The organism is Candidatus Microthrix subdominans, assembly GCA_016719385.1.
Taxonomy (GTDB): Bacteria; Actinomycetota; Acidimicrobiia; order Acidimicrobiales; family Microtrichaceae; genus Microthrix; species Microthrix subdominans.
On record JADJZA010000008.1, the window covers coordinates 1 to 12,437 of the forward strand.

8 protein-coding genes, 1 tRNA gene and 1 pseudogene are annotated in these 12,437 nt (G+C 66.3%); 2 read left to right on the plus strand and 8 right to left on the minus strand.

The genetic code is table 11. The features are described from left to right. Nucleotides 1–591: 591 nt before the first annotated feature. The 4 genes and pseudogenes from IPN02_14375 to IPN02_14390 all read right to left on the minus strand — a co-directional run bounded on the left by IPN02_14375 (nt 592) and on the right by IPN02_14390 (nt 3,216). Nucleotides 592–1,071, minus strand: coding sequence for a hypothetical protein (locus tag IPN02_14375; protein MBK9297990.1), 480 nt, complete (start codon nt 1,069–1,071; stop codon nt 592–594). 847 nt (nt 1,072–1,918) lie between these two features. Beyond that, nucleotides 1,919–2,497, minus strand: coding sequence for a hypothetical protein (locus IPN02_14380; GenBank protein MBK9297991.1), 579 nt, complete (start codon nt 2,495–2,497; stop codon nt 1,919–1,921). Continuing rightward, nucleotides 2,478–2,714 (minus strand): annotated as a pseudogene (ddl, locus tag IPN02_14385) (D-alanine--D-alanine ligase). Before ddl ends, IPN02_14380 begins: the two are co-directional and overlap by 20 nt. Further along, nucleotides 2,695–3,216 carry a hypothetical protein gene (locus IPN02_14390; protein MBK9297992.1) on the minus strand — a complete coding sequence of 174 codons (522 nt, stop codon included), beginning with the start codon at nt 3,214–3,216 and terminating at the stop codon, nt 2,695–2,697. The pseudogene ddl and the gene IPN02_14390 overlap by 20 nt, the downstream one beginning before the upstream one ends. 673 nt (nt 3,217–3,889) lie before the next feature. Here IPN02_14390 and IPN02_14395 point away from each other — a divergent pair. Continuing rightward, nucleotides 3,890–4,384: a hypothetical protein gene (locus IPN02_14395; protein MBK9297993.1), complete on the plus strand. Its 495-nt coding sequence runs from the start codon at nt 3,890–3,892 to the stop codon at nt 4,382–4,384. A 533-nt stretch (nt 4,385–4,917) separates the two neighbouring features. Here the strand turns inward: IPN02_14395 and IPN02_14400 are convergent. Next, nucleotides 4,918–5,916 (minus strand): hypothetical protein, encoded by a 999-nt coding sequence (locus IPN02_14400; GenBank protein ID MBK9297994.1) that lies wholly within the window; start codon nt 5,914–5,916, stop codon nt 4,918–4,920. 1,066 nt (nt 5,917–6,982) lie between these two features. On the opposite strand from IPN02_14400, the gene IPN02_14405 reads away from it, so the two are divergent. Further along, nucleotides 6,983–7,058, plus strand: a tRNA-Val gene (locus IPN02_14405). 1,219 nt (nt 7,059–8,277) lie between these two features. Here the strand turns inward: IPN02_14405 and IPN02_14410 are convergent. The 3 genes from IPN02_14410 to IPN02_14420 form a co-directional block, all read right to left on the minus strand. Next, nucleotides 8,278–8,637 carry a hypothetical protein gene (locus tag IPN02_14410; GenBank protein MBK9297995.1) on the minus strand — a complete coding sequence of 120 codons (360 nt, stop codon included), beginning with the start codon at nt 8,635–8,637 and terminating at the stop codon, nt 8,278–8,280. 1,463 nt (nt 8,638–10,100) lie between these two features. Next, nucleotides 10,101–10,415, minus strand: coding sequence for a hypothetical protein (locus IPN02_14415; GenBank protein MBK9297996.1), 315 nt, complete (start codon nt 10,413–10,415; stop codon nt 10,101–10,103). Between the two features lie 101 nt (nt 10,416–10,516). Continuing rightward, nucleotides 10,517–10,675, minus strand: a complete 159-nt coding sequence (locus IPN02_14420) for a helix-turn-helix transcriptional regulator (GenBank protein ID MBK9297997.1) — start codon at nt 10,673–10,675, stop codon at nt 10,517–10,519. Nucleotides 10,676–12,437: the final 1,762 nt, after the last annotated feature.

Consider the following 12,437-nt stretch of genomic DNA (forward strand, 5'->3'; position numbering starts at 1 on the left):
ATCTCCGAGACGTCCTTAGCATCACGTCGACTCCGCCCGGAGCAAGTTGTCACCCCGGCGAGGAGCCCTTGGTCAAGATCATCGATCTCGACCTGGTGCGTCGCCGGATCAGCCTGTCGATCCCCCAGGCCGCCGAGGGTATCGTGGCCGCCAGAGGCAACAGGTGGAGCACCGCGGCGAGCACGCCTACGACGACGAGGGCACCAGCATCGGTCTGGGTATCGAGGGTGAGGGCCCCAGCGTGAAGCCGAGGAGGCCTGGGCGGCGCATTGAAGCCGCCGAGCAGGGCGACGGCGAGGCCTCGGGTTTGCCCGAGCCATCTCGCCGAATCTCGGCTGGAGGCAGTGGCACTTCGGCCTCAGCCGAGTCTCCCGGCTGAGGAGGAAGCGGTCGTTGAGGCGGGGTCGCCGGCGAGGCGTCCGACGATTCCCTGACGCCTAACACGCCCTGACGGGCTGGAAGCCCTGGGCAGAGAATGGGATATCCGGGTGCGGGGAGGCCAATGCTGTCTCCTTGCTCCTGCGTTTCTGTCCGATGCCGGTGGCGTCAGTCTGCTGCCTGTGGCCGGTGGGTCTTTTGACCTAAAAAGACTCAACGGACGGTCCGGGCAGCCGAACGCAGGGAGACGGCAGCGGCGCCACTGAGGCCGGTGGCCTGACGTTCGCAGACGACGAAGGCCAGGGTGTTGCGATGTCCTGCCGAGGTAATTACCGGCCGGACCGACGTGGCTGTGATCCACTCAACAACCAAACCCGCCATCAAGGTGTCGGTGGCGATCGTGGAGGCCCCATCAGCCGACTTCCGACCACTCCGACTGCTGCTGCGCAGCGAGGCGTGCCACGCAGCGCGCAGCAAAATTTTGGTCGATGGCCGATCTGCCGCCTGAGTCACCGGCATCGCCGTGGTGATGGTGCTCGCCCGGTCCTGGTAACAACTACAAATGATCTGGGCGCCGCCTAAGCGGGTGATCTCAAACGAATCCCACGCGCTGGGGCGATCCTGATCGCCGAGCAGCGTGACCGCAACCGTCGCCAGAGACGGCGGATGCGGTAGCGACATTCCTGATGTCATCGAGTTGGGCAACGAGGCTGCAGGAGCTCTCCGACACCGTGCGTCGGGTCGCTCCTCACCCTCGATGCCGACGCCAGCTGGAGGTCCTCGACCCTCGAAAGAATCCCTCGGCACGCCGAGCATCCAACCAGCGCCCCGCCCCGACGTGGCGCCGAAACTGGAGAACCGGCTCTGACGGTGTCGGACAGCCTGCTCTTTTGATGCAGGTCACCCCTATCGCCGCGCCCGTAATGCGGCTTCGCCCCGGGGATGGCCTCGCAGGTCATCACCGTGTCCTCCACGAAGGGCGGAGCCGTACGCCGATGCTGGCAACCTCTCTGGCGGGTCTGTTGACCCAACGGTCGTCCGGTCCGGTCTCGCTTGATCGACGCTGATTCGCAATCCGGTGACGCTGCGGTCATGCTGACGCTTGACGTTGCCTCGTCACACCATCGTGGACGCGGGTGGCGGCATTGATCGGATCGACCCCAACTTTCTGGGCCAGTTGCTGATGACCCATGAACCATCGGGGGCTGCGCGCTTGCCGCCCTCGAGCCTGCGTTTGCGATCGGATTGTGCGTCCGACATGGTGGTGCAGACCGTCGAGATGCTCCGAACCTTCTGCTCGGTGGTGGTGATCGACAACCCCGCCTACTTCAACGACGTGGTGCTGAGTTCCCGCGGAGATTCCGATGGATCCGCCGGGCCGGAATGGACGATTCCAACACTCGAAAACGTCAAGACCGGGCCGCAGACGCTGCGTCTCCTCGGCACCCCGATGGAGCGGGGTCCGGTTGGAGCCCAACCGTGCCAACGCCAAGGTGAAGCTGGACGCTGGCGAGGAACGCACCCGCAGCTCACGGCCGACTCACTGATCCCATCGACACAAGGTGCCGCAGGCCGTCAACAAGGGGGTGCCGGTGGTGACACGCCCACGTTCAAGCGTCGCAAAGGCCATCAACGCGCCGCGCCGATCTGGTCGCGCCGCAGCCGCGTGACTCCGGCGCGCTGAGCGCCCGACCAAAAACGCAATTACGATGGGGAGCGAGCTCTGGCTACCGTCGGCGGACCTGGCAGTGCGTGGCGCCCAGCGCCAGGCGCGCACCAGCTCGTCGATGAGCTCGGTGCAGGGGAGGCCGCTGGCCCGCCACAACCACGGGAACATCGATGCCGGTGTGAAACCCGGCATCGTGTTGATCTCGTTGAGGAGCAGGCCCCCACCGGGCGACTCGTAGAAGAAGTCCACCTGGCCCAGGTCGGCGCCGCGCAACGCCCGGTAGGCGACGAGCGCCAAGCGCGGGCCTGTTCGATCGCCTCGGGGCAGCTCCGCCGGAATGACCAGCTCGGCCGAGCTGGTCACGTACTTGTCCTCGTAGTCGCAGAACCCGGCGCCGGTGACGATCTCGCCGGGCAGCGAGACCCGGGGCCGGCTTGCCGAGCACGCCAAGCTCGATCTCCCGGCTGGTCACGGCCTCCTCGATCACGATGTACCTGTCGTGGTCGAGTGCGCGGTCGGCGACCGCCGAAGCCAGCTTCGTCGGCGGTCGCCAGCTTGAGATACCCACCGAGCGGCCCTGCTGGCCGGGTTCTGATAAAGATCGGCAGGCCCAGTTGCTCGATCGCCGAGGCGAGCGCGACGTCGACTCACGCTCGTGCAGCGCCACCTAGCCGGGCCTGAGGGATACCGGCATGACCGCACAGCTCTGGCCACGCCCTTGTCCATCGATGCACGGCTGACCGCAACACGCCGCCGCTGACGTAGGGGACGGCCGCCATCTTCGAGGAGCCCCGCAGGTGCCGTCCTCGCCGTTGGGCCCGTGGAGGAGCGGGAGCACGACGTCGCCAGGTCGGTGTCGGTCGCTGATGGCGACGACGGGTGCGCGTGGCGCAGGTGCGGCCGATCGTCGACGTGTCTGAGACGCAGGCCTGGCCTCGGCGCCGCCGAGTGCCGTGGAGGCGCCGGAGCTGCAGCCAGCGCCCGTCGCGGGCGATGCCGATCGGACGAACGTCGTAACGATCGGGGTCGAGGGCCTTCATGACGGTGCGGGCGGTCACCTGCGACACGTCGTGCTCGGCGGACTGGCGCCGAAGAGCACCACCAGGCGCACCCGCCCGGGGAGGTCGACGCGACTCGGTGCAGGGCGTCTGCCGGTGGGGACCGCTCACCGAGTCGGTGCGCGGGCGGAGGCCGAACTCGGGCGGCGGCGGTTACCGTCCGCGCCTGGCGGTCAATCGGTCGAGGGGAGGCGTGGGACGCTGCCCGCGCACCGCCACCGATGCCGACTTTACGCGCGTTCACGGGCGGAGACCGGTGGGTCGTCGGGAGACTTGCCGCATGCAGGTACCTGCTGCGACCGAGCCGCTCCGCCACCCTCGTCGGCCCGATGCGACCATCGAGCGGGCCACCGATTCCCGCCGGCCCGGCCCGGGGACCTGTTCGTTCCGCTGGTCGCCGAGCGCGACGGTCATGACTTCATCGGCGCAGCGCTGGCCGCCGGGGCGACGGCGGCGCTGTCGGAGCGCAGCGCCGACAACCCGGGGCTTCGGCCTCGCTGCCCGCCTGCTGCCTTCGGCCCACACTGGGGCGGCCGGAACGATCTGGCAGGTTTCGCCCGGGCCCCGGCGTCAGGGAGCGTCATCGGGTCACCGGGTCGGTCGGAAAGACCACCGGAAGGACCTGATGGCGGGGGTGCTGGCCACCAGGTTGGTCACCCTCGGCGAGCGAACGGTCCTTCAACAACGATCGGCGTGCCGCTCACCCTGTGCAATGCGCCGGACGACGTCGAGGCGCTGGTCGTCGAGATGGGCGCCAGGGGCCGGGGCCACATCGCCGCGCCAGGTGAGCTGGCCCACCTGCGGGGGCGGTCACCGTGGTGCCGGTGCGCACCTGGAACTCTTTGGCGACCTGGCCGGTGCCGCCGCGGCCAAGGGCGAGCTGATCGAGGCGCTGCCGCCCGACGGCACGGCGGTGCTCAACGCCGACGATCCGTCTGTCGCCGCCATGGCCGCGCGCAGCGACGCCACGGTGCTCACCTTTCGGCGCGCGGCAGGCGACGTGCGGGCGGGCGACATCGCCCTCGGGCGACGACCTGCGGCCGTCCTCTTGACCAGCCCGTGGGGTCGGCCTCGGTGCACCTGGCGATCGCCGGCGAGCATCACGTCACCAACGCGCTGGCGGCGGCTGCGGTCGCCCGGCGACGCCGCATCTCGGTCGAGTCGGCCGCCGAGGCGCTGGGCGCAGCGACGATCGGCCCGTGGCGCATGGAGGTGGCCACCTCCCGGTGGGGCCTACGCTGATCAACGACGCCCGGCAACGCCAACCCCACGTCGATGAGCGCAGCGCTGACTGCGCCGGGGCGTTGCCCGCCCGCCGCTGGTGGCGGTGCCCGGCGAGATGGCTGAGCTGGGGAGCGACGCCGAGGCGCTGCATCACGAGATGGTGTCCCAGGCCCGCAGCCCCGGGATCGAGGTGGTTGCCGTCGGCACCGACGCCCTGGACGGATCGCTGAGGTCCCACCGTACGATGCGGCGGCGGTGCTGGAGCCTCGGCCCTTGGAGGCAGGGAGGTGGCGCGGGCCGAGGGCAGCCGCGGCGGGACCGAGCAGCCGGCCCGTCGTTGGCAGTGGGCGGGCGCTGGTCGGCGCTCGGGAAGCTGGTTGCGGTCGAGGTTGCCCACCTTCTTGGAGTGCGAGGGCGACCACCGCCCTCTAAACAGCAGCACCGGAGCGCCACCCACCTTGTCGATCACCGGGCCGCCAGCAGGCTGCCCACCGGCACCAGCCCGGCCCAGGCGATCATCCACAGGCCCATCACCCCGGTGGCAGTGTTCGTCGTCGACCTCCTCCTGAAGCGTGGTCGACAGCGCGGTCACCAGGGTGAAGCAGAAGAAGCCGAGCGCAAAGATAATGAAGTGGGCGGCCACCGGGTCGGGGTGAATGCAAACGCTGCGGAGCGTGACTGATGGCGGGCAGGGCGAAGAGCGGCACCGGTGCAGCGGCCTGGTCCGCCCAGCACAGTGCCCAGCAGGGATGGCGCCGCCGCCGGCCGCCCTAACCCGAAGGCGGCAAACAGCCGGTAGAAGGCGCTGCCGGGTGATGCCCAGCTGGTTCTCGGCCAGGCCGGGCAGCTGGTGATGAACACCAGCGAGCACAGCGAGAACAGGCTGACGACGCCCAGCACCGCCGGAGCACCGGATCTCCCGGCGGTGTCCAGCCCTCGCGGAAGCGGGCCCATTGGCCCGACTGCCCCATCGGTCCGGGAGGCGCAAACGCCACCTTTGGCGGCCTGACTGCGGCGATGACGAACACGTAAGCTGCCGGTGTTGATCATGAAGATCCAGCCGGTGCCCAGCGAGGAGACAAGGGCGGCCAGCAGCGGGCCGAGCACCCGCGATCCGTTCATCGCAGCCGAGTTGATCGCGATCGCACCGACAGGTCCCGGCGGTCCACCAGGTGGGGAGGAGCGGCGCCGTTGACGGGGCGATTGTGGGCGTTGGCCATGCCGATGCCCAGCACGATCAGCACCAGCGCTCAGGGCGGCGGATTGCCGTTCCAGGCGACGATGGGCCAGCACCACCGACAGGGCTGCCCTGCACGGCGGACCCGGCCATGATGATGTGGCGGCGGTCGAAGCGATCGGCCAGCACCCCGCCGACCGGGAGGCGAGCAGCATCGGCCCCAGCTGGGCGAAGGACACCAACCCGACGAAGGCGCCGGAGTGCGCCAGCTGGTTGGCCAGCGCAATCAGCGTGACGTTCTGCATCCAGGTGCCGATGTTGGATGCGGCGGCCTCGGCGGCAACGCGCCGAACGCCGGTGTGGCTCAGCGCCGCCGTTGACGGCCCCGTGGCGCCGCCCACTGCGGTCACCGGAGCTTCGCGTCGGCGTCGCAGGCGTAGTGTCGGCTCGGCAAGCGCCGTCGGGTCCCCACCCGGGTGGCAGGTCGTCTCCGCTCAGCTCGTGACGGGCGGTCGGAGCGGCGGTGATGGGAGAAGGAGGGTTCATGGGCGTCAACGGAGCACCGCTCAACCCAAGAAGCACATCTCAGAACCTTACGGTGTCATGGGCAGATGATACGGCACTCTGTCCAGCCGTGACCGGGGAGCCCCTGATCCACCCGGTCATCTGTCACAACTGCCAGTTTGTGAAGTCAACGGCGTTCTCGCCAGTGCGGCATCACGCCCGCAGCAAAAGACCGAACCAAACCGACCTCTTCCTCGGCGTATCCTGGGGCAATGGCGACCAATCACAGCGTGGGGGAGCGCGATTGTACTGGTCCTGGGGTCGATCGCCGGGCGGCGACGACACCATTCGCGCTATGTATCGAGCCGGCGTGGCGCCCCATCCCGACAGGCAGCAGTCGCCCGCGGCCGGAGGGCTGTCCCACGCCGAACAACGGGTGGCTGAGCGGCGGATGCGTGAGGTCAACGAGGCCTCCGGGTGTTGGGTGACGCCTGGCGTCGGCGAGCCTACGACCATGGTCGCTTCGGGGCTGAGACGCCGAAGCGACCGTCGATCGGCCACCGGTCGTGCCGAACGTCCGCGCCGCACGGTGGTCGAGGTGCCGGACGATCACGGCGGACGTGACATGGTGGACGTGGCCGCGACGGCGTGCACGGACCGTTGTTCTCGTCGCCGGTTCCGGCGATGGTGGCGGTGCCTCCCGGGGATCGTCGTGTTCAGTGCGTTTGCCGGCGGTGGCGTCAAGGACCCCGTCGTCGGCCACCCCGGCTGCGCTGGGGAACACGCTGGTCGATTGCGCCAAGCCCAACGAAGGGCGCATCGTCGGCCTCGCCGGGATAGTGCAGATCGGCGCCCTGACGGGTCGGGGCTGGTCAGGCTGGCTGTCGAGTACTGCGTCGAGTCGTAATCGCCCTCGGCCACGGTGGTTCCGACCTGGCGTGGTGACCTGAGCCTGCATGGTTTGCTGCTTCGGGGCCCATAGCTCAGCTGGTTAGAGCTGCCTTCACACGGCAGAGGTCAGAGGTCTGGAGTCCCCTTGGGCCCACCAGAGTCTCGGATTTCAAACTTCGTCGCGGTCTACCGGCGGGGTTTGTTGTTTCCGCCCCAGTTGCCGTCCCCGGTTCCGTTATCGGTTTGTTCTTATGCGTGGCCCTAACGGCCGCCAGCACCCGCTGTGGCGGCACGTCACGGTGGCGTAGACCCGCGAGGCGACGTGCCTGGCTCCCGCAGTCACCTCGGCCTCCTACCGGGCACTGAACGCTTCCCACTGCCGGTCAATCTCGTCCGGCTCAGCCCCAGTCTTTTTCGGCCCGATCCGTGCAGGCACCCCCACGTCGTCGCCGAGTAGTGTCCTGAAACGGTTCGGCGGAACCGGCTGGTTATCATTCCGGTGCCGTCGATCCAGATCTTCTCTCGAAGATCGACTGGGTTGAGTTGCCGCCGAATGTCGCCCCTCAGCCGTCCGGTAGGCCTGGTCCAGTCACCGACAAACGTCAGTGCGTGGCCCAGGTTGGTCTTGACGGTGGTGTCGGGCGACATCCACAGCATCGAGCCGTGTTTCGGTCTGTTCGAGTTCGCGTGATCCGGTCTGCTCTGGACTTGAGTAGGTCCAATCCGATGGCGTCGGCGTAGTGGGCTTCGAGCAGTTTCTTCCGTTCGTCTTGAGCTGGATCCGCCGTTGCCCTGCTGAGCGCTCGGTCTCGATTCGTCTCGCTGGACGGCGAGTTCCTCAACAATCAGGTCCCAGCTCACTGAGGGTCTTCTGGCTGGGTTGGATCGTCCGGTGTGCTGGGCGACCAGGTCTTCGACTTCGGAGATCAGGATGCTGCTTGGGCGCAGGCGGTCCGTTTCGCTGCCGTCCGACGCAGATGAAGTACGGGCATGTGGTGCCGTGTCGGTTGGTTGTTCCCGGACACGATCAGTCGGCCGCCGCAGTCCCCGCAGAACACGGTGCCCTTCAGGTAGTGATGGTGCTTTGCGCCCTTCTCACCGGGAGCGGGCTCTTTTGGCATCGAGCTGGTCTTGGACTTTCTGCCAGGTGGCGTTGTCAACCAGGGCTTCGTGTTGCCCGTTCGGGTACTCGACGCCCTTTGTAGCGCACCCAGCCTTTGTAATACGGATGCCGGAGAAGTCGGTGGAAGTGCGACACCACCAGCGGCTTGACGGCGTCTCGGTCCTGGGGTGGGTGGCCAGACTCGCTGAGTGAGTTCTTCGAGCAGGTCTCGGATGGTCCAGTCGCCGCCAGAGTAGGCCTCGAACGCGAAGCATCAGCGGCCCAGCGCTGCGGGTCGATGTCGACCGCTCGGACTTCCTGGCCGTTGACCACCTTCCGACATCTGCCACAGCCATAGGGGCCTTCGCTGATCGTCCCACCAGCTTTGGCTTTCTGGACCGATCTCTTGATGACCGCTCGCCAGGTTCCGTGAGTAGAATTCGGCGATCGAGCTGCGATGCCGCAGCAACATGCCCGATGGTGCCCCGTCGATGTTCTCGAACACGACACCAGCCGCACCTCGGCAGCTTGAGCGCCATGTGGATGGTGACGTCGCCGGATCGGCTGCGGCCAGCCGGTCGACTTTGTGGACGATCAGGTAGTCAATGGAGGGATCTGACACGTGGGCCAGCATCCGTTGCAGTTCTGGTCGGTTCGAGCTTCGGGCTGACTTCCGCCTCGGTCAACGAACCTCGTCCCGCCACGTCGGCGTTCAACGTTTCGGTTCGCCGACGGCAGGCCTCGGGGCGGGGATGGAGTAGCCTTCCACGTCCTGTCCAGCTTCGGCTGGTCTCTTGTCGACACCCGGAGATATATAAGGGCCCGCGCGGCCCCATCGTCGGGTTGATTGGCGGTTGTTGTCGCAGCGCTCACGCCGCCACCTCCAAAGGTCGATACACCTTGAATCGTTGGTAGCTGGTCACCCCGCCGCAGCGTGGGGTGGGCTCCTGAACGCCGAGGCTGATCGCCGGAACCGCATGGCAGCGGTGGACACCGAAGGAGCGGCCAGGGCTGGAATGGACTGCGGCCTCACCCCAGAGTCGTTTGACTCCACCCGTTTGGGCATCAGCGCAGTAGGCAGCGGAAGTAGTTTGGCTGCTTGTTCGGGTCCGCCGTCCCGCCGCCCGGTCGCCGTCTGGTCCGTACAGATTGATGCGGGCGTGGTGGTCGATGATGTGTTTGAACCGTGAAACAAGCCGGAACCGGCGTCGCAGCGGCGATTCCGATCCGTTGAGCGTGATGATCCAGCGCCGTCCGTCCCAGTGCGTGTCGTGCCGCTGGTTGGCAGCCTTCCGTCGTCCACCCGACCGCAATGCGGGGCATCTCCAAGATGATGTCGCTGGGAAGTGTCGGGCAGTCGATGTCGGGTGCTGGCGCAGCCGGTTGGCTTGCAGCCCAGCCGGCACCGCAGCGCTTCGCCTTGGTGCATCGCTCTGCGGGGATGACGGCTCGCAGTCCGGCGCGCGCTTCCCGGTTGCGTCCGCTGATGGTTCGCGATGTTCTCTTTCGTTTCGCATGGCCCTCGTGTTCGTCGGGATTGTCTTCCCCGGTGCTGGGGCCAGCAAGGGCCACACCATGTCGTTTGGCCAGCCGGGCTGCGTAGCGTTCGATCTCCTCGACCGCAGTGCTGGGCAGATCCCCGGTACTTGGTCCGCAGACACGGCATGAAGTGCGGCAGATCGCTTGGGGCGGGGAACCTGGGCCAGGGCCGAACATACATCCGACAGGCCTCAGCCCCTAAACGCCTCGGTGATCCGTGACAACTTGTCCGGCTTGGGTGCAGCGAACCGTCCGTTCTCGATCCGCACAATGGTGGCGTCGTTCATCTCACACTCTGCCGCCAGCCGCCCGATGACTAGCCCAGCTCCTCCCGCCTCGCCCGAAGAAATGCTCCCAGTCGTTTGGCTTGTTCTCATCCATATGTCATTCCCTTTCCTTCATATTCTACTACGAACGACTGCGTACGTTGAGCAGTAGAATTGACAACACCAACCACCATCTCCACATTTGATGCAAGTTGGGTCGCATTTGAACACTTCCGGGCGCTCCCGTCGTGACAACGAAGTGACACCCAGTCCCGAGCACCAGCGGCTCCGGTTAGCCTTTGGCCACGAGCCCGCCACCTCGCCCGCCCGATACAGAGCGCCCCAACATCTGCGGACCACCATCGTCAATTGGCTCCACCGCGCACAGCTCCACGCCAGTCGTCTCACCAGCGGCCGAATCCACCTGAACCAGCACCGACCCGGTTGTCTCGTCGGCCCGGACCGCTACACGTTCCACGCCGTCCCCGTCGGTTACTACCAGCTGCTGAGTGGTGACCTGGTCCGCCAGGCCTGCCTTCAACTCGGCAAGCCCACGGCGCAGCGAAGCCAGCTCGGACCAAATCTCTGGACGACGAACCTCGAACATCCTGGAGCCCCTGGGCCCTCCGCTGGAGGTGACGGTGGGTGAGGATGGCGCTGATTCCTCCCAGCGCAACAGGCAATCTCAGGATGCTCTGCCAGGTCAGCTCAGGCTTCGATCCCGTCGACAAGCCTGCCCGCGCTGACGCCCAACCCCGCCGCCACCCGCAGCACCGTCGGAAGCGACGGCACCCGATACCCACGCTCCAAGTTCGACACGAACGTCGCATGTACCTCGGCCGCCTCCGCCAAGCCTTCCTGCGTCATGCCCTGCTCCAGCCGTAGCTCTCGCACCTGAGCACCGAACGCCTCAGCAACTGCACGGTCTCTGGTTCGGTCTCGGGCCACGACGGCCGATCTCAGCCGACACCACCCGCCAAGCCCATAGCCTCACTGATAAGGTCACTCGTGTTGTTCGACACGAAGGAGCCCGCATGTGGGACCAGGACTGGTGGCGGCGCTGAAGGGCATTGCCGTCGAGATCGCCAACGGCTCGGCTGACGAGCCACGAACCGAGAGGAGGTGAGCACCATGGTTGGAGGAGGCAGCGGCTGATACGCCGCACAACGAGATGTCCTTGAGTAGCCCTGAGCCGCTCTCGACATCCAAGAAGAGGCACCCAAGCGCTCAAGGAGTGACACAGGTGCCTCTTCTTTGCGTATAAACATTGCTACAATGGTTTCATACACATGAATGAAACCATCTCCCAACTACGAAAGACCAAGACCTCCTCAGCGTGGTCCTGCTGGTCGTAGCTGAGCAGCTCTCATCGCCCTCGGCCATCTGCATCCAAGACGCAACCGCCTGGTACGGCTTGCTCCCACTCACCGGACTCGGTGGCTTCCTGGTCGGCGCGAGCGTCCTCTCGGTCTGGCTCGACGCCTACCTCAGCCGAGTACAGAACCAACTCGAAGAACATCGCCTCCGTTCCATCCTCACCGAACAGGCTCCCGTCATCGCGACGCCGTCCTCCAGGCCTTCGCCGCCAACCACGACGACCCCAAACGCGTCGCCACCCTGGAATTGCTCGACGGCATAATCTCCAACAGCCTGGCGCTCCGCCTCAACAGCGCCGAGTTCGCTCACGAGATCTACACCGACATCCGTGACCAAGCCATCCGAGCCGCTGAGCGCTGGCATGACGCCAACTTGTCCATCCAACTGGCACCACTCCCCATGGGGAGTGGGACGTCCAAACGACGTCCCACCAGCTCAAGTAGCCCGAACCTGTTCTCCGTCACCGTCCGTTGGGAGTACACCACCATCCCTGGACACCAACAGCGCCGCTTCGTCTGCACAGCGGACCGAGCCGAATACGACGAACTCGCCAACTCCAACGACGGCACCACGGGCTGGTACATCGGCCCCAGCAGCAACGTCGACGCTGCAACCACCGAAGCATTCGAGCGCTGGCCTTCACCGTTGACGGCGACCAGCGACCGATTCGCCGCTCCGCACGGAAGCACGGTCAGACGTACTCCGTGGTCGTCGGTGATGACGCTATGCGGGCCGCCGAACCCGTCACCATCTCCCACACCTACCGCACCACCATCGCTTCCAACGCCAACATGCTCTTCTTTCTCAATCGAGCAGCCCACCAGGAACCTCAACCTCCAGTTCGACTACTCGGGCTGCGGCATCGCCAACGTCAGCACACTCGACCTCGTCCCATCTATCCGACCCACTCGCATCGAACGAGCCCCAGCCAAGACACACACCGACACCATCCGAGTCGACCTCGATGGCTGGATCTTCCCGAGATCGGGAGTGGCGTTTGTGTGGACGCTTGACAGCGCCATAATCCCGGCACGTTCAGGTACACCTCGCTGATATGTTGCGCAGATGGCAAACGAGACGATCCTGGGGCACAGCCGCGGCCAAGAGTTGCCGTAATCGCCCGCGATAGCCTTCTGCCAATCTTTGATGGGCTGACTGATGTCGCTCCAACGGTGGACTTCTTCAATCACTCTTCTGAGTTTAGCTGCATAGAGTACGACATTATCGTTTCGACTCAGTCAAACCTGGTCAG